Annotated in this window: 16 protein-coding genes; 5 read left to right on the top strand and 11 right to left on the bottom strand. The window is 60.4% G+C overall.

Annotation, left to right across the window (positions count from 1 at the left end; translation table 11 throughout):
- Nucleotides 1-41: 41 nt before the first annotated feature.
- From rpmI to ACMLHZ_RS12920, 5 genes are all read right to left on the bottom strand, one after another.
- A complete protein-coding gene (gene rpmI / locus ACMLHZ_RS12940) occupies nt 42-245 on the bottom strand; it encodes a 50S ribosomal protein L35 (protein ID WP_418668099.1) in 204 nt (67 codons plus the stop codon).
- Between the two features lie 28 nt (nt 246-273).
- Nucleotides 274-780: a translation initiation factor IF-3 gene (gene infC, locus ACMLHZ_RS12935; protein ID WP_418668147.1), complete on the bottom strand. Its 507-nt coding sequence runs from the start codon at nt 778-780 to the stop codon at nt 274-276.
- Nucleotides 781-1,052: 272 nt separating this feature from the next.
- Nucleotides 1,053-1,202: a hypothetical protein gene (locus tag ACMLHZ_RS12930; protein WP_418668098.1), complete on the bottom strand. Its 150-nt coding sequence runs from the start codon at nt 1,200-1,202 to the stop codon at nt 1,053-1,055.
- A 273-nt stretch (nt 1,203-1,475) separates the two neighbouring features.
- Nucleotides 1,476-1,910, bottom strand: coding sequence for a hypothetical protein (locus tag ACMLHZ_RS12925; protein WP_418668097.1), 435 nt, complete (start codon nt 1,908-1,910; stop codon nt 1,476-1,478).
- Complete coding sequence (locus ACMLHZ_RS12920; protein ID WP_418668096.1) at nt 1,903-2,304, bottom strand: PadR family transcriptional regulator; 402 nt, start codon at nt 2,302-2,304, stop codon at nt 1,903-1,905. Before ACMLHZ_RS12920 ends, ACMLHZ_RS12925 begins: the two co-directional genes overlap by 8 nt.
- A gap of 293 nt (nt 2,305-2,597) precedes the next feature.
- Between ACMLHZ_RS12920 and ACMLHZ_RS12915 the strand changes: the two genes are divergently transcribed.
- Nucleotides 2,598-3,224: a hypothetical protein gene (locus tag ACMLHZ_RS12915; protein ID WP_418668095.1), complete on the top strand. Its 627-nt coding sequence runs from the start codon at nt 2,598-2,600 to the stop codon at nt 3,222-3,224.
- A gap of 204 nt (nt 3,225-3,428) precedes the next feature.
- Here ACMLHZ_RS12915 and ACMLHZ_RS12910 read toward each other — a convergent pair whose 3' ends face one another.
- Nucleotides 3,429-4,130 (bottom strand): hypothetical protein, encoded by a 702-nt coding sequence (locus ACMLHZ_RS12910; RefSeq protein ID WP_418668094.1) that lies wholly within the window; start codon nt 4,128-4,130, stop codon nt 3,429-3,431.
- A gap of 467 nt (nt 4,131-4,597) precedes the next feature.
- Between ACMLHZ_RS12910 and ACMLHZ_RS12905 the strand changes: the two genes are divergently transcribed.
- Together ACMLHZ_RS12905 and ACMLHZ_RS12900 are read left to right on the top strand one after the other, a co-directional pair.
- Nucleotides 4,598-5,089 (top strand): hypothetical protein, encoded by a 492-nt coding sequence (locus ACMLHZ_RS12905; RefSeq protein WP_418668093.1) that lies wholly within the window; start codon nt 4,598-4,600, stop codon nt 5,087-5,089.
- A gap of 115 nt (nt 5,090-5,204) precedes the next feature.
- Nucleotides 5,205-5,981 carry a hypothetical protein gene (locus ACMLHZ_RS12900; RefSeq protein WP_418668092.1) on the top strand — a complete coding sequence of 259 codons (777 nt, stop codon included), beginning with the start codon at nt 5,205-5,207 and terminating at the stop codon, nt 5,979-5,981.
- 363 nt (nt 5,982-6,344) lie between these two features.
- On the opposite strand, the gene ACMLHZ_RS12895 is transcribed toward ACMLHZ_RS12900, so the two are convergent.
- The 3 genes from ACMLHZ_RS12895 to ACMLHZ_RS12885 form a co-directional block, all read right to left on the bottom strand.
- A complete protein-coding gene (locus ACMLHZ_RS12895; protein WP_418668091.1) occupies nt 6,345-6,821 on the bottom strand; it encodes a hypothetical protein in 477 nt (158 codons plus the stop codon).
- A gap of 374 nt (nt 6,822-7,195) precedes the next feature.
- Nucleotides 7,196-10,672 (bottom strand): helicase-exonuclease AddAB subunit AddA, encoded by a 3,477-nt coding sequence (gene addA, locus ACMLHZ_RS12890; protein WP_418668090.1) that lies wholly within the window; start codon nt 10,670-10,672, stop codon nt 7,196-7,198.
- 52 nt (nt 10,673-10,724) lie between these two features.
- Nucleotides 10,725-13,949 (bottom strand): PD-(D/E)XK nuclease family protein, encoded by a 3,225-nt coding sequence (locus ACMLHZ_RS12885; protein WP_418668089.1) that lies wholly within the window; start codon nt 13,947-13,949, stop codon nt 10,725-10,727.
- Nucleotides 13,950-14,289: 340 nt separating this feature from the next.
- Between ACMLHZ_RS12885 and ACMLHZ_RS12880 the strand changes: the two genes are divergently transcribed.
- On the top strand, nt 14,290-14,529 hold the full coding sequence (locus ACMLHZ_RS12880; RefSeq protein WP_418668088.1) for a hypothetical protein: 240 nt from the start codon (nt 14,290-14,292) through the stop codon (nt 14,527-14,529).
- Between the two features lie 57 nt (nt 14,530-14,586).
- The gene (locus tag ACMLHZ_RS12875) at nt 14,587-15,156 is read left to right on the top strand and encodes an HDIG domain-containing metalloprotein (RefSeq protein ID WP_418668087.1); all 570 of its coding nucleotides are present in this window, start codon (nt 14,587-14,589) and stop codon (nt 15,154-15,156) included.
- A 65-nt stretch (nt 15,157-15,221) separates the two neighbouring features.
- Here ACMLHZ_RS12875 and ACMLHZ_RS12870 read toward each other — a convergent pair whose 3' ends face one another.
- On the bottom strand, nt 15,222-15,794 hold the full coding sequence (locus ACMLHZ_RS12870) for a TetR/AcrR family transcriptional regulator C-terminal domain-containing protein (protein WP_418668086.1): 573 nt from the start codon (nt 15,792-15,794) through the stop codon (nt 15,222-15,224).
- 124 nt (nt 15,795-15,918) lie between these two features.
- Nucleotides 15,919-16,716 (bottom strand): peptidoglycan-binding domain-containing protein, encoded by a 798-nt coding sequence (locus ACMLHZ_RS12865; protein WP_418668085.1) that lies wholly within the window; start codon nt 16,714-16,716, stop codon nt 15,919-15,921.
- Nucleotides 16,717-16,727 lie beyond the last annotated feature (11 nt).

Genomic DNA, 16,727 nt, shown 5'->3' with positions numbered 1-16,727 from the left:
TTACCGTCACTGTCAATTTTTCATCTTGCCTTAAAAGACCCTTAGGCGTAGGGCAGCATGCTCTTGACAGCGGCTGCATTGGTCTTGTCGGCGTAGGCGTTCTTGCGGTAGCCGCGCTTGATCTTGGTGGTCTTGCCGTGGCCGTTCAGCAAGTGGCTGCGGTAAGCGTGGCCGCGTTTCACCTTGCCGGTCTTGGTCAGCTTAAAGCGCTTTTTCGCACCGGAATGAGTTTTGATTTTAGGCATTTTATGTTCCTCCTAAGATTTTGTTTGCTTACTTTTGCTGCTGGCTGGGCTTCGGGCTCATATACATCTGCATGCTGCGCCCTTCCAGCTTGGGGGCCTTATCCACCACCGCTATCTCGCTCATCACCTCGGCAAACCGTTTTTCCACCTCGAGGCCCAGGTTGGTGTGCGCCATCTCGCGCCCGCGGAACCGGATGGACACCTTGAGCTTGTGGCCGGCCTTCACGAACTTCATCGCCTGGCTGACCTTGGTGTTGAAGTCGTTCGTGTCGATGTTCAGCGAAAGCCGGATCTCCTTGACGTCGATGACCTTCTGATTTTTCTTGGCTTCCTTGTCTTTCTTCTGCTGTTCAAAGCGGAACTTGCCATAGTCCATCAGCTTGCACACAGGCGGGGTCGCCTGCGGCGCGATCTTCACCAGGTCCAGCTCCTGCTCCTCCGCCATGCGCAGCGCGTCGCGGGTATTCACAATACCCAGCTGGCTGCCGTCAGCGCCGATCAGTCGGATCTCTCTGTCGCGAATGCCTTCATTCAGCTCCAGGTCTTTTTTGCCGTTCGTAGCGATTGGGACACACCTCCATCTAAAACTTCAAGTTTAAAAAACGAACGCGGCCGCCGTCTGGCAGCCGCGTTCAACAAAACACACGCAAAGACGCCCCAAAACGGGCGGCCTTTCAGTATGACCCGGGCCCTGTGGGCCGCAAGGTGAGCACGGCGGCTAGCCGGTTGCTGCTTTCTTTACCGGTCTAGTATAGCATGCCCCGCCGCCGCCGTCAAGCCGCGCGCAAAAAATATTTTTGGCGGTTTTCACGAGAGCGCGCCGCTGGGCGAGCAGGTCAGGCTCATGTCCACCGCGCAGCGCTTCGCGCCGCTCACAAAGCTGCCGCTCACCGAAACGCTGGCCCCGGTGGCCCGGGCGGTGCTGCCGTCGTAATAGAATGTGCCCATCAAAATCATCGTGCCAATCTCTTGGCCATCGTAATAGTACTGCTCTGTTATTGATCCGCCCCTTACCGAGCGTGCGCTCAATAAACCAGCCTCAATTGTTGTTACTATCGTAAATCCATCCTCGGTTTGGCGGATACTAGTGCTGACCACCCTTTGTGAGGGAACGCCTTCGGCAAAGCACGGCAAGGAAAAGCCGGTCAACAATAATACGCTAAGTACAACCGCTAACATTTTTCTCATAGCTTTCTTCTCCCTTTTTATATCCATTTGCTTCAGTCTTCTTCAGTCTTCAATGGGGCGCGCAGTAGGCATTGCTGCAAGCATCTCTTCCGGTGTCATGCTTTCATCCATTTCATAATAGGTAATGGTCACCGTTTTGGTGTACACGCCCCTCACGCAGTAATACCAGATCACCAGCCCGGCCAACACCGCGATCAGCGCCCCCGCCGCCCCGATCAACACCGCGTTTCTCCGGCTGCGGGCCCGCCGCCAGCTCTGGGCCGTGCCCTCCGGCAGCGAGGCCATAAATTCCCGGGCCGCCTCTTCGGGCTGCCCCAGCGCGGCCTCCAGTTCCGCAAAAGCGGCCTCGGGCCGCTGCTCCAGGTAGTCCCGCGCGCTGGCGGCAACAAAGTCCCGGAACTTTTGCCGCCGCGTCCGGCCGCATTGCAGCTCCCGGCAGGCCTTTCTGCAATACTCCTTCAGCTCAGGCTCATACATGGCCTTCCTCCTCCGTGTACAGCTTGCCGTCCCGGGCCAGCAGCCCGTCGATGGCCCGGGTGGCGGCGGTGTATTCGCCGATCAGTTCTTGCAGATACGCCTGCCCCTTCTCGGTGATGGCAAAGTACACCCGGGTGCGGTTTTCGGCAATGCATTTTTCCGCCTCGCGGATGAACTCCCGCTCCTGCAGCCGGTAAATGGCAAGATACAGGGTGTTGAAAGTCAGCACGCCCTCTGTAAGCCTCGCCGCCTCCTGGATCATCTCGTAAACGTACATGTTTTTTTGGCGCAGCAAAAACAAGACCAACATCTCGGTGGTGGCCTTTTTCATTGCGTCCCGCATCCCGGCGGCAGTGCCGCTTTTTCCCGGCTGTGCCGCCGGTTTTTGTGCCATATCGTTTCCCCAATCCACTGTACTAGAACATTTTAACTATAGCATGCAGTTTATATTTGTCAATATTTATTATTGACAAATATAAAAATTTAAATTAGTATATTATTATCAAATTAAAAATTTGCTAATCCAAAAGAAGGTGTTGCCGATGCACAAATCTTTCAAGATCTTTATGTATAGCCGCTGTATTTTCCAGTAATGTGTGAGGCGTTTTCAGTAATTGTACTTTCTTTACTGGAGGCACAGGGGAAACTGTTTCGAATTCCGTTTTATTCAACAAAGGAGTGTTTACTATGCTCGTTAAAAAGGTGAAGCCGCTTGTTTCTATTTTATTGGTTTTTGTTATAACGATTTGCTTTAGCGGTATTACATTTGCAGACGACAATATCGTTTCATTACCAAGATGTGGCGTGGGCGATCGTCTACTGGTTCCTATCGGAGATGCAGAATATATAAAAGACCAAAACGGAAACATAATCCCAGTTTCTGGATTGTTAAGTTTTGATACTCAGCAAGAGGCTGATGCATTCGTTAAAGATTTGCTTTCAGTTTTTAATGAACCCAATTCTCTTGCTGTACCGCCAATCAATTTGAATTTAAAAAGCACTCATGGTGATGCCGTAGTTGCCACTCGGTCTGTTGCCGGAACCGGTAGTATTAAGCTTCATATAACTTACACAACTTCTGGGGATGGGCATACCGGCGTAATTACAAGTCACAGCGCCTATACAAGTTATACCGGGTTTACTTTAGGCTTCGGTTGGGATGAGAGCAGCTGCTATTCCGAAATTGCCGCCAGCGGAATCGATATCTATGCCTATGCGGCCGGGGAACTTACGTTTAACATCCTAGTTGATGGGTTTATTGAAATATATCGTGAGCCAATTACTTTGTCTGGCATGGCCGCAGTCGTAAGGTAATTGGATACACTGAAAAGATGCAAATTATTTTAGAAGTTTTATTTTCCCTGCTGAATTTGCTGCTTCTCGTTCTTTTGATTGTTTTGCTCATTTTCCTTGTGTGGGCTTTATGGCTATACATCAAAAAAAGCTCAAAATGAACTATACGCCCCCCGAACGCATCTGCGTTCGGGGGGCACTCTTGTTTTTACAATTCACATCCGGTCACGAGGCAAGCTTTTCACTGGAGATCACAAAATCCTCAAACCCTGTCGAATATCCCTCATGGTTAAACGAATAGTTCAGCACATAGTCTTCCTCATATTCCAGCGTCAGGGTGGTTCCCCTGAAATAATCCCCTTCTGCAAATTCCACCGTCACATCCGCAATGCCCGGCAGCGCCTTTAGCCCCAAAAGAAACTTCTCGCTCAGGTTCGCCTCGGTCTCGTTAAAAAAGATCCGCGCGGCGCGGCGGCCCTTTTGGTCCTGCAGCATTTCCGGGGTAAAGATATAAATTTCCGTCCCCGGCTCGCCGCCCATCGTAGGCTCCTGGGTGAACTCGAAGGCAAACACCGCGCTGCCGTCCTCCACCAGGCAGTCACCGAAGCGATATTTGTCGCCGCTGCGCTCCAGCCCATACAGTCCGCGGGGGTTGACCCCAGTAAATTCGTGGGCCACCACCTCACCGCTTTTTAAGTCCACGGTGTAAGAGCCGGGGAAATTGTGAAAGCTCCTGTCGCCGCAAAAAACCTTCCCGTCGGTAAAAATGCGCACGCACCCCTCTTGCTCGGCGGCGCGCACGCTGTCCACGAATGAATAGGGGCACCCGATGGAATAACAGGATCCGTCCTCAAGCTCCAATACGATCCAGTTCCCCCCGTCGTTGTTCGAGGCGATATAGGCCGTTCCTCCCTCGAAAAATGCCACCTGATACCCCCTCGAAAACGAAGTCTGCTCCATTTTTAGGCCGCTTTTTTCCACCAGTCGCTCCAGCTCACTTTGGGGCGAAGCATTAGAGGGCACGGGCGTGGAAGGCGCCCCAAAAGCCCCTTGCTCTGCCCCGCATGCGGTAAAGCACAAAGCCAGTGTCAAAAAAAGAGGCAGCAGTCCGAACATCCGTTTTTTCATATGGACCTCCTATCCACCCTCAAATGAAAGAAAGGCCGGGTTCTTTTTCAGCAGCAACACCGCTTTTCCCGCTGAACGTGGTTTTTCGTTGTTTCACCCTGTTCCATTCGTGCACTTTAAACATATCATTTATTTATTTTTTGTCAATATTTATCATTGACAATCATAGTACGGTCTTTTACTATGAAGTTAGGTATAACAGTTGAAAATGTCTGGTGGTATGAAGAATCGAATTTTATACATAAACCTAAAATTGGGGGAGTCGTATGGTCGTGAAGAAGCACAAAATCCCTTTCACTATAGCAACTGCGGCGGCCTTTATTGTACCGCTCATTTATGTTGTCTTTCGCGGTATTTATTATGTGGGGAACTTCTACGCCCCCCAGGCCCAAACCGCACAGGGCAATGAGCAGGCCCTTTTAAACGATAAAGCTTATAAATACTTCAAGTTTGTAGAAAAGGCAAATGGAGCTGTGTTAATTGCAGCACTGGTATTCCTTCTTTTTCTCGGCATTTTTTTGCTCTTTCGTTTAATATCGTTTAAAAATTATGCATTCCTCCTGCTGGTGTTCATTTTGGTTCCCTTTCTTTACTTGAAATGCCTGGATTTTGCCGTTGTCGGCATGGCAAAATCCAGTTCTCTGGCAAGGGTAGTTTTGGTATTGCGCCATTCTTGGTTTCAGACATTACTTGCCGCAACACTTTTTATTTATGCGGTTTCAGAGCTGGTTGCAAAAAAAAATTCAAAAAAAACATAAGGCTAAACTTGCGCAAGTGCATAAGAGGACGGCTCTTTTGTGTCGCTAAAGAAATGCCGTACATAGCGGAAGAACCGTCTCTTTGTGTTCCGAAAAAGCGGGTGAAAGGCAGCAAATGAAACCTCTGACAAAACGAATTCTGATCGGGTTATCCGCTTGCATTCTTTTGGTTGCAATTTTGGGCGGCCTGTATTATGCCAGGTTAAAAAAGGAACTGTCGTTTTCCCCCATAACCCTTCCCCTCTCGGCGGGGGGAACGTCGTTTGATCTGTCGCTCGAGCTGCCAAAAGACTGGTCGGCGCAAGAGATCGACCCACAGGTTCCAGCAAGCAGCGTTTTTGCAGTGGAAAGTGTTTTGACCTATGCGCGCGGCTACCGCTTTTTTTGCGGCGAAACCTATGTGGGCAGCCTGATGTGCGACCAATATGAAGCAGAGCCGGATTCCCCCAACTGGGCCATTTATGCGCAGCTTGTATATGGAGCGCAGTATTTTTGGGATACGGAGCTCTCGTATAAAACCGTTGTTGATGGCCCGCAGGCGTGCGTTGCCACCACGGAAGTTCTTTATTCTGCTGCCGCTGCCGGTGCGAACGGTTTGGGCAAACAGGAAATAACAAACCGGGGAATCTTGGCCTACAGCAAGACCGCGCCCGTATACATCGCGTTTGAGATCGATGGTTCGCGGCTTTCAGAACGCCAGCTCGCCGCGGTGGCAAAAAGCGTCTCGCTTTTTGAAGTAACAACGACCACTTTCACCGCTGGAGCGAGCATTGGTGTTGGGGGGTTCTCCACCGCAAGTTTTTCTGTAAGTAGCACGTTTAATCATTTTCGCTATGTACACCAAAACGGACGGTATAAATCTTCCGCATTAGAGCCTTATTATCTTCGCTGAAAGGTACTGCAATGAAAAGAAACCTTGTCTTTTTCTTTCTGTTTTTCCTAATCATGGTGTTCGCTGCGGATATCGCCTTTTGTCTTCCCACGACTCAACCGGGGCTAATGGCGGAGGCATATCTGCTGTACTATGGGGCACGTATTCTCTGCATTGTGGTTGCGTCTATTGTAGGGTATTTAAAACTGACTAAAAGCAAAGAGAAATAATGAGTACAAGGGGGCGGTTCTTCTGTGTCACTGGAAGAACTGCCATATATTGAAAGATGACACAAAATCGTCTTCCTCCTTACTTAATACACGGCGCCCCCCGAACGCATCTGCGTTCGGGGGGCGCCGTGTGTTTTCTCCTCTTCACATCCGGTCACGAGGCAAGCTTTTCACTGGAGATCACAAAATCCTCAAACCCTGTCGAATATCCCTTATGGTTAAATGAATAGTTCAGCACATAGTCTTCCTCATATTCCAGCGTCAGGGTGGTCCCTCTGAAAAAATCCCCTTCTGCAAATTCCACCGTCACATCCGTAATGCCCGGCAGCGCTTTTAGCCCCAAAAGAAGCTCCTCGTTCAGGTTCGCCTCGGTTTTGTTAAAAAAGATGCGCGCGGCGCGGCGGCCCTTTTGGTCCTGCAGCATTTCCGGGGTAAAGATATAAATTTCCGTCCCCGGCTCGCCGCCCATCGTCGGCTCCTGGGTGAACTCGAAGGCAAACACCACGCTGCCGTCCTCCACCAGGCAGTCGCCGAAGCGGTACTTGTCGCCGCCGCGCTCCAGCCCATACAGCCCGCCGGGGTTGACCCCGATCAATTCGTGGGCCACCACCTCGCCGCTTTTTAAGTCCACGGTATAAGAGCCGGGGAAATTGCGAAAGCTCCTGTCGCCGCCAAAAAACTGGCCGTTAAATTAGTAAATTGTAAATTACTAAATCTCAAAAAATGTATCGCCCCTCGAAAAAAGATTGGCAAGACCGTGCGGCACAAATGGGGAACGCGACGCTTGTCACCTATAAGGATATACTGGGGTTGGCCTATAATTAAAAATGGTCAAGATATGGTCAAGCCAGAACAAATACGCAAAACCATTTTTCTTCCCGCTTTTGCAGCCTTCCCCTGCGCCCCGCGCCCAGCACACACATTCTCCAAAAGGCTTCGCCGCCCCCGAACGCGTTTGCGTTCGGGGGCGCGTTTGCGTTCGGGGGCGCGTTTTGTTGCCGGGATTTACGCCAGATCCACCGCGATCTCCACGCCCAAGTCAAAGCTGTACAGCGAAAGCCTTGTCACCGGCTTTTTGAAGCGCCTGTCAATTGCCTCGGCATACATCAGCAGCTGCGGCCGGTACGCCGCCACAAACTGCTCGTGGGTCTTGCCCCGGTCGGTCTTGTAGTCCAGGATCTCCAAATGGTCGTCGAATTCCAGCACCAGGTCCGCCACGCCCTGCACCAGTGTGCGCGCGCACAAAAGCTCGCCCTCCGCCTCTGGTGCGGCCTGTTCCGCGGGGATCGACGTGATGAAATCATACTCCCGCAGCACCCGGTGGGCCGCCTTTATGCGGGCGTAGGCGGGGCTCTCAAAAAACTCCTCCAGCTTTTCAAAATCCATCTTGTCATACAGCTCGGGCAAAAGCAACCGCTTTTCCACCTGCCGCCGGGCCTCAGCCCGCACATCGGCGCTGGCGGCCTCAAAATCCGCGTACTGCAAAAAGGCGTGCAGCGCCGTGCCCTTCTCGGCGGCGGTCAGCCCCTCTTTATAAAGGAACGAGGGCCGCTGCAGCGTCGCCTCCTCGGCCGAGTGCACCAGCGCGGTCACGCTCACCTTGGCCGGCACCCTTGTCAGCGCCGCCCGGGGGTACACCCAGGCCAGCCGCTCCTCCACCTGCCGCGCCAGCATCCGGTCGGGCGGGGCCTCGGGCAGGCCCGTGCGGGCCGCCGCCCGCTCTGCGGCGGGCACGTCCCCCTCCACCGTTACCTCCAGCCACTCCGGCGCTTCGCCCTCTTCGGGCCGCACCGGGGCGGTCACCGCCGCCCGCAGCGCGCCCGCCGCCGGGTGGCGCAGCGCGGCCAGCAGCACCCATTCCGCCGGGCTCTGGCAGCGCTGCAGCAGGTATTCCCGTGGGCGGCCCTCCTCGGGCAGCTGCGCCGCCAGCCGTTCCAAAAGCCGCGCCGGATCCTTGGCGGCGGCGGTCAGGATCAGCCGGTCCTTGGCGCGGGTCAGCGCCACATACAGCACCCGCATCTCCTCGCTCAGGCCCTCAGCCCCAATGGCCGCCTGCACCGCCCGGTAGGGCGCGGTGGGGTAAGTGCCCCCCTGCCCCGCCCGCAGCGTCAGGCCAACGCCCAGCGCGGGGTGGAACACCGCGGCCGCCCGCAGGTCCTCTTTATTAAAGGTCTTCGCCAGCCCGCAGGCCAGCACCACCGGGAATTCCAGCCCCTTCGAGCGGTGCACCGTCATAATGGTCACGCAGCCGGGCCTGCTCTGCCCCTGTTCGGGGCCAGGCACGCCGCCGGTGGCCATGGCCGCGTCCATGGCGCGCACCACTCCGGCCAGGCCGTTTTTGCCGCAGCCCGCCGCAAATTGGGCGAACTGGCGCAGGTTTTCCCGCCGGGCCGGCCCCTCGGGCATGGCGCCCGCCGCGGCAAGGCAGCCGGTGCGGATGAAGATCTCCTCCATCAGCCGGTCCACCGAAACAGTCTGCGCCAGCTGCCGCAGCCCCCGCAGCCGCTCGGCAAAGGCCTGGGTCTTTTCATCCTCGGCCGCCATCACTGCGCCGTAAAAGCTGCCTTTGGGGCGCTCGGCCCGCAGCCGCACCAGATCGTCCGGCTCAAAGCCGGAAAGGCCCAGCATTACCGCCGCCAGGTGCACATCCTGGGCGGGGTTGTCCAGCACCCGCAAAAGGCTCGCCACCGGGCGCACCTCCGGCGCGTCCAGCAGGTTTTCCGCCCGGTCCACATACGCCGGGATTCCCCGCGCCTCCAGCGCGTCTGCAAACACTTCAAAGCTGCCCCGGCTGCGCAGCAAAATGCAACAATCCTCGTAGCGCGCGGGCCGCGTGCCCCCTGCGCCGTCCCGCACGGCAAAGCCGCCGGCCGGGTCGGTCAGCTCCGCAATGCGGCGGGCCGCATATTCGGCCTCCGCCTCGGGGCGGGTGTTCTCCACCAGGCGCACCTCGCAGCCTCCCATATACCCGCCGTAGCCCTCGGCCCCGCCAAAGCCCGGCGCCAGCTGCTCGCCGGGGCCGTACTCCACCCCGCCCAGCGCCCGGCTCATCAGCGGGCCGAACACCGCGTTCACTCCCGCGATCACCCCCGGCGCACTGCGGAAGTTCGCGTCCAAAAACAGCTTCTGCGCCCCGCCCTGCCCGTAGGGGGCAAAGCGCTCCAGCTTTGCCTGAAAAATACTGGGGTCCGCCTGGCGGAAGCGGTAAATGCTCTGTTTCAAGTCCCCCACGAAGAACAGATCCTCGCCCCCCGCCCTGGCAAGGCAGGCGTACAGCGCGTCCTGCAAAGCGTTCGTGTCCTGGTATTCGTCCACCATCACGGCAAAAAAGCCTCCGCTCACCTGGCGCGCCAGCTCGGTGGGCTCGCCCTCTGGGGTCTGCAAAAGGCGCAGGGCAAGGTGCTCCACGTCGCTGAACTCCAGGGTCTTTTCCTCCTGCTTGGCGGCAAAGAACCGGTCCCCGAAATCCCGCTCGGCCCGCGCCAGGGCCCGCACCAAGGGCGCGGCGGCGGCCCGGTCCGCCTCAAATTCCGCCGCGCTGCACACGAACACGTTCTCCTGCAGGCGCGCCAGCGTTTTTTTCAGCAGCTCCCGCCGGGCCTTCACCGGCTCCATGTGGCAGCCCTCGTACCCGCGCACCGCCCCCAGCCGCTCGTAGCAAAGCGCGCGCAGCGCCGCCAGGATCTCGTCCCAGGGCGCGGTGGAGATCTGGCTCAGCAGGTGCTCCGCCGCCGCCAGGTCCGCCCGCAGGGCGGGCAGGTAGGGGGCAAGCCCCCCGTCCGCCTCGGCTTCCCGCAGGTTTTGCTGGGCCAGGGCCAGGGCGCACTCGGCCCCCCGCCGCCCCTCGGCCCGCAGCGCCTTGCCCCAGGCGGTATCGTCCAGGGGGCCCGCCTGCTCCCACGCCGCGCAAAAGTCCTCCAGCGTGCGGGCCGGGTCGGGCATGCTGCTCAAAAAGTCGTGCAGCGCCTCCAGCACCCGTGCCGCCTGCCAGTCGCTGCGCCCCTTGCCGTACAGATCGGCAAAAGCGCAGAAATCCGGGTCGGTGTAAGCGGTTTCCAGCGCGTCCGCCAGACTCTGCGCCCGCAGGGCGGCCAGCTGCGGCCCGTCCGCGGTGGAAAAGTCCGGCGGAATGTCCAGCCGGCTGAAATGGGCCTGCACCAGCTGCAAACAGTAAGCGTCGATGGTGCAGATGGGCGCGCGCTGCAAAAGCATGCGCTGGCGGCGCAGGTGCGCGCTGCCCGGTTTTTTGGCCAGCTCGCCCGCCAGCCGCTGCGCCAGCTTGCCCCGCAGGCTGGCCGCCGCAGCCCGCGTAAAGGTCACGATCAGCAGCTGGTCGGCGGGCACCGGGTCCTCTTCCCGGCACAAAAGCCGCACCGCCCGCTCCACCAGCACGGCGGTCTTGCCGCTGCCCGCGGCGGCGCTCACCAGCAGCGCCCCCTGCCCGTGCTGTATGGCCCTTGCCTGTTCCGGCGTAAACTCCACGGCTCCCCGCCTCCTTTTCCTTTTTGTTTTATCTCCGCTGCAAACGCGGCGGTCAGTCGTCCTGGCGGCGGCACACGCTGCGGTAGTCGCACCACTCACAGTGGGTCTCGCCCCGCTTGCCCCGGGCCAGCGGCTCCACCGCGATCTCGCCCTCGTACAGGTTCTGGGCCATGCGCAGCACCAGGCTGTCCATCTCGTTTTGCAGCTCCGCCAGGCCCGAAAGGCTGGCCAGCGCCTCGGTCAGCTTGGGGTGGCCCGCCTTGTCGAACTTCAGGGGCACGTACAGGCCGGTAGCGTCCCGGTCCATCGCCCGCAGCACTGCCTCGTCCTGCACCACCATGCCCTCCACCTGGTATTCCAGGCCCTTGGCTGCCTTTTCCCGGCTCTCCCGCGCCGGGGCGGGGTCGGCCATCAGGTATAACACGCCCGCCGGGGCCGGGTTCTCAAACCGCACGTTCCCGTTGCGGGTCAGGGTGAACAGGTAAATCAGCATCTGGCAGTTCAGGCCGTTGCGCACGTCCTCCAGCAAAAACTCCTTGCTGCCGGTCTTGTAGTCCACCACCCGCAGCCAGGTTTTTCCGCCTTCCTTATAAGCGTCCACCCGGTCGATCTTGCCCACCATCCGCACGGTTTCGCCGCCCGCCGTGGTCAGGGTGACCGGCGGCACCTCGCCCTCTTTGCCGCCGATGCCCAGCTCAAAGGCCACCGGCACAAAGCTGCCCTGCCGCTGCTCGGCCTGGATGTAGCAAAGCAGGCTTGCCGCGCTCCGTTCCAGCCGCCGCACCAGGTAGCCAAAGCGCGCCGCGCCGCCGGGCATGTTCTCCTTCACGTATTCCTCGGCCACCCCGGCCGCCAGCCGGGCCAGCTCGTCCTCGGTCATATCCACAAAGCCTTCGCCCGCCCGGGCCAGGGCCTGTTCCAGCACATAGTGCACCAGGTTGCCGCTCTGGTCGGCGGTCAGGGCCGCCTGCCTGCGGGGCCGGGCGTTCAGCACATACTCCATAAAATACGAGAACGGGCAGGAATAATACCGCTCCATCTTGCTGGGCGAAAGCCACAGGTCCCGCCCCAGCAGGCGGCGCATGGCTGCCTTGTCCCGCACCTTGTAGGGCTCGGCGCTGGCCGCGCGGCGCACCGGCGCAAGCTGTTCCGGGCCGCCGGGCGCGGCCTCCACCGCACCGTACAGCGCCGCCGTGGCGGGGCTCTCCGGGTCCCAGGTCTGGCCCAGCACATCCAGCGCCGCGGCGGGGGTGCCGGTCAAATCGGCAATGCTCAGGTCGGGGCGCCCAGGGGCCAGCAGCTCCACCACCGGCGCCAGCGCGCTGGTCACCGGCAGGGCCCCCGGTCCGGCCGCCCAGCTCAGCCACAGCCCTTTCGAGGGCGCGGTGAGCGCTTTGTAAAAGCACACCTGCTCGCGCACCGTCCGGTTTTCAAAGCAGTCGGGCATGTCCACCCCCTGGCGGATCAGGCTGTCCCGCTCGGTGTGGGTCAGCAGGCCGCTCTCGCCGGGCGCCTTGGGGAACTCGCCCTCGCCCAGCCCCAGCACAAAGCACCACTCGGGGTTGTCCAGCCGCATCCGGCCCGCCGTGGTCAGGATCACCGCGTCCAGGCTCTGGGGGATGTGCCCCAGGTCGGTGGTGCGGGCCAGCAGCTCGAACAGCTCGCCGCACTCGGCGGCGGGCAGCGTTTCTTCCCCCAGCAACAGGGCCATCTGATCCAGCAGCTCGCTGGCCAGGTTCCACACCCGAATGGCCTCCTCGGCCGCGGGGATGCCCTCGGCCTGCTTCAGCCGCTCGGCCGCCGCGCCCACCTGGTCTTCCCCGCCCAGCGCCTGCATGGTGCGGTAGGTCAGCGCGCACAGCGCCTCGGCGGGCTTTTCACGCCCCGCCTTCGCGTACCGGTCCAGAATCGGCACCAGCCACGCCCTCGCCTCTTCGGCCAGCTCCAGCTGCCGGGCGTCCTCCGGGCGCATCTCCGCCCCAAAGCCCGCGGGCGAAAGGGTAAAGGGCTCGCGCCACTGGGCGGCCGAAAGCTGCCAGGTGTAGGCGTAGTTTTCCAGTGCGCACAGCTGCTCCTCCGGCAGCTGTGTCAGGCCGGTCTTGGCCACCGCAAGCAGCCTCTCGCTGGAAAGCCCACGGCGCACCAGGTCCAGCAGCGCCCGTACCAGCCGGATGGGGGCCGCGTGCTCGGCGGTGGTGGGCTCGTCGAAGAAAAACGGGATGCCCGCCAGCCGGAACTCATACCGCAGCGGCGTAAGGTACGCCTCGCTCTCGCGGCAGATCACCGCCATTTTCCCATAGGCAACCCCCTGCCGCGCCAGCCGGTCAATGGCCGCGGCCACCCGCTTTGCCTCGCCCGCGCGGGTCTCGGCCTGGCTCAGGGTCAGCTGGGCCGGGCTGGCCGCGCCTGGTGCGGGGCTGCCGCCCTCCAGCAGCAGCGCCAGGCGGGCAAGGTCCGGCGCGCCGCTGTGCCGCCAGTCGGTGGTCAGCACCACGGGCGAAGCCACGGCCACCCCGTTCTTGCGGGCGCTCTGCCGCAGGGCCAGCGCCATCTTTTTTGCGCCGCTGAAAAGCCCCAGCCCCCCCTCTGCGTCGTCCAGCCCGTCGCAGCAAAGCGCCACGGTGGTCTCGGGGGCAAACTGCAGAATGCGCTCTAGCAAACGGCGCTTGGGCGCGTTAAAGGTGTCAAACTCGTCAATGAACACGGCCCGGCCCTCCAAAAAGCCCGGCTCCAACACCTCGGCGGCGCTCAGCACCCGGTCCGAGGGGTCCATGGCCGCGCCCTCCAACAGTGCCTCGTAAGCGGCGAACACCCCCGCCAGCTCGGCCAGCTTTTCCCGGCCCGGCCCGGCGGCGCGGGCCAGCCGCTCCAGCTCGGCCGCGGTCAGGCCCGCGCTTTTCAACTCGTCCAGGGTCTCGGCGCACTTTTCGCAAAAGGCGGTGCTGCGCCGGTGGCGGCTGTAATACACCAGCCTGTCCCCCATGGCCTCCAGCGCGCGGCGCACCAGCACCGCCCGGCCTGCGTCGGTCAGGGTGCGCACCGCTGCGCCGCCATAGGTGGCCAAAATCTTTTCCGCCAGGCTGGAAAAGCTGTAGCTGGCCGCAAAGCCGGACAGTTCATCCCCCAGCGTGTTGTAAATGCGGCTCTCGGTAGACGAGGTAAATTGCTCCGGCACCAGCACCAGGCTCTTTTCGCCCCGCACGGCCCGCTCGCGCACCCGCTCGAACAGCCAGCTCGACTTCCCCGTGCCCGAAGGCCCCAACACCAGCTGCAGCATAGCCCCGCTCCCCTTTCTGCTTTCTGCTTTCCCTGTGGCAGCATCGCCCCCTGCGTCCGGGTGCCCCGCGTTTGGCGGGGCCGCGCGCGGCGGCGGCTGCAAAAAACATCCGAATCGTAACATTGCTATTATATCATAAAACCTTCAAAAAACGCAGCGGGGCCCTTTGTGGGCTTCTCCTTTTCAGCCGGCCCTCCCCCAAACAAAAATGGCCGCCCCCCTTTTGCCGCGCTTCGCCGCCCCCAATTGCGACAGCTGCCCCAAATCGTCTATTGGCCCGGGCCCCGCGCTGGGGTATGCTAAAGGGGAAGAACAACCTTCCCCAAAGGAGGCGCGCCCCATGAAGCTTGAAGATCTCGCCAAACAGGCCGCACTGGAAGCGGCCGTCGCCCACAGCCTGCGGCGCGAGCGCCGCAACCCCGCCCGCGCGGCCCGCAACCTGGCGGACCTTGCCGCCGCGCTGCAGCACGCTCCGCCCCCGCCCAAAGACTCCCCTTTTTTGCAGCAGCTCGCCGCCGCGCTCACCGGCAAAGACGAGGACGGCGCGCTCATTCTGCTCAAAGCTGAGTTCTGGCGATAGCTTTTTTGCGCCGGGCGCGCTATAATAAGGAAAAACGCCAGAAAAGAGGTTTTTTCCATGCCCGGCCTTACCTTTGAACGTGCCAGCGAGCTGCTGCACACCACCACCACCGAGCCCCATCTGTTTGAACACGCCCTGGGCGTGAGCGCCGCCATGGGCGCCATGGCCCGCCACTTCGGCGCCGACGAAGCCTACTGGAAAGCCGTGGGCTACCTGCACGACTACGATTACCAGCAGTTCCCCGAGGAGCATCTGCACCACACCGAGGCCCCCTTGCGCGAGGCCGGGGTCGACGAAGAGAGCATCCGCGCCATCCTGTCCCACGGGTGGGGCCTGTGCAGCGAGGTGGAGCCTCAAACCAATCTGGAAAAAAGCCTTTTCACGGTGGACGAGCTCACCGGCCTCATCGCCGCCAACGCCCGCATGCGGCCGGGCGGCCTGTCGGATCTGGAGCCCTCCAGCGTCAAGAAAAAGTTCAAGGATAAAAAGTTCGCCGCCAAGATCGACCGGTCGGTCATCCAAAAGGGCTGCGACCTGCTGGGGCTCGACCTCACCCAGGTCATCGCTCTGTGCATCGAGGGCATGCGCGAAGAAATGGCTGCCCTGGGCCTCGGCCCCAAGGCCTGACGCGCCGCCAAAACGCAAAAACGCCCGCCGCCGGAAGTATTCCGGCGGCGGGCGTTTTTGCATGTTCATTTTTGCGGCCCGGCCTCCTCGGCCAGCCGGATGGCCGCCCGTTCGCTGTCCTTTGCAAGGCAGTAAATGTCCCGCGCAAGGGTATCGGGCGCAACGCGCATGCCTCCCTGCGCCCAGCGCACCACCACGGCGCAGCAGCCCAGCGCATAAAACGAGGCGCCGAATTTTCTGCGCTCCTCGCCCACGTCGTTTTCCTCGTCCAGCCGCTCGGTCACCTGCAAAAACAGCGCCTCCAAAATGCGGGACAGGCTCTCGGAAAAATGCCCCGGCTGCGCCTTGATGGCCGCCACATAAAATTTGCGCTCGTCGTACATCCGGTCCAGCATAGCCCGCAGCTTCATGGGCCAGTTCTGCAGGGTAATGCCCTCGCACAGGGGCGCGAAGGCGTCCTGATAATACACCCATTCCAGCAGCTCGAACTTGTCCTGAAAGTGGTAATAAAAGCTCTGGCGGCCCATTCCGCAGGCGCCCGTGATGTCCCCGATCGAAACCTTGTCAAAACCCTTTTTCCGCACCAATTCCTTGAGCCCGTCGCCCAACGCCTTTTTGGTGATCTGCGAATCCGCCAAGCGCTTCGCCTCCCCGCCGCTTTTCTGCCCCCATTATACTGTATTTTGCCGGGTCCTTCAAGCAAAACAAAAGGGCGCGGCGGGCAAAACACCCGCCGCGCCCCCTCTGCAGGGGCTGGGTCTGTTACAGGGTCGCGTTGAAGGCGACCACCAGGGCGCTCCAGGTGGCGGGGCCCACCTTGCCGTCCACCTTCAGGCCATGCTGTGCCTGGAACACGCTCACCGCGTTCTGGGTGGCCGCGCCGAACTTGCCGTCGATGGTGAGCTTGGGGATGCTTCCGCCCAGGGCCGAAAGGTAGCTCTGCACAAAGCGCACCGGGTCACCCGAAGACCCCCGCTGCAGCACATAGCCCGGGTAGCGCGGGTCCACGTGCACGGGCTGCCTCGAGCCGATCCCCACGATCACATCTCTCAGCTTTTCATACGTCGCGGGGCCCATGGCCGCGTCGGCGGAAAGGCCGAACTGCGCCTGGAAGCGGCGCAGCGCCTCCGCCGTGCCGGAACCGAAAATGCCGTCGTTGGAAATGGATTGGATCGCGGGGTAAAGCTGCCGCAGCAGATTCAGTTTTTGCTGCAGGCTTTTCACCACCGCGCCCCGTGTGCCCTGGCGGGTCACCATGCCCGGGTAGATCTCGCCCGCGCCGTGCAGGGCCGCGTACTGGTTGTAAGCCATGTTCCAGGTATTGGCGCCGGCAACACCATCCACCGAGAGGCCGGTCAGGGTCTGGAACTCGGCCACCGCCTTGGCCGTGGCGCTGCCGTATTTACCGTCTACCGTGAGCAGCGGCAGCTGGGGCCAGCGGCTGCGCACCCCGTTCAGCCAGGTTTGCAGCTGCGCCACGTCCGGGCCGCTGCTGCCGCTTCTAAGCGCCGTGCCGTAATAAGGGGGCAAGGCGGCTGCGATTACATCAATGGTTGCCATAAACAGCATCC

This window comes from Allofournierella sp., from assembly GCF_048388525.1.
GTDB lineage: Bacteria > Bacillota > Clostridia > Oscillospirales > Ruminococcaceae > BQOK01.
This window is presented reverse-complemented; position numbering and strand designations above follow the sequence as displayed.

Coding starts and splice junctions, on each gene's coding strand:
- ACMLHZ_RS12920 (WP_418668096.1), bottom strand. CDS start 2,304: ATGGCACAAAAACCGGCGGCACAGCCGGGAAAAAGCGGCACTGCCGCC.
- ACMLHZ_RS12865 (WP_418668085.1), bottom strand. CDS start 16,716: ATGGCAACCATTGATGTAATCGCAGCCGCCTTGCCCCCTTATTACGGC.
- rpmI (WP_418668099.1), bottom strand. CDS start 245: ATGCCTAAAATCAAAACTCATTCCGGTGCGAAAAAGCGCTTTAAGCTG.
- ACMLHZ_RS12905 (WP_418668093.1), top strand. CDS start 4,598: ATGGTCGTGAAGAAGCACAAAATCCCTTTCACTATAGCAACTGCGGCG.
- ACMLHZ_RS12930 (WP_418668098.1), bottom strand. CDS start 1,202: ATGATTTTGATGGGCACATTCTATTACGACGGCAGCACCGCCCGGGCC.
- ACMLHZ_RS12925 (WP_418668097.1), bottom strand. CDS start 1,910: ATGTATGAGCCTGAGCTGAAGGAGTATTGCAGAAAGGCCTGCCGGGAG.
- ACMLHZ_RS12880 (WP_418668088.1), top strand. CDS start 14,290: ATGAAGCTTGAAGATCTCGCCAAACAGGCCGCACTGGAAGCGGCCGTC.
- ACMLHZ_RS12885 (WP_418668089.1), bottom strand. CDS start 13,949: ATGCTGCAGCTGGTGTTGGGGCCTTCGGGCACGGGGAAGTCGAGCTGG.
- ACMLHZ_RS12915 (WP_418668095.1), top strand. CDS start 2,598: ATGCTCGTTAAAAAGGTGAAGCCGCTTGTTTCTATTTTATTGGTTTTT.
- ACMLHZ_RS12875 (WP_418668087.1), top strand. CDS start 14,587: ATGCCCGGCCTTACCTTTGAACGTGCCAGCGAGCTGCTGCACACCACC.
- ACMLHZ_RS12900 (WP_418668092.1), top strand. CDS start 5,205: ATGAAACCTCTGACAAAACGAATTCTGATCGGGTTATCCGCTTGCATT.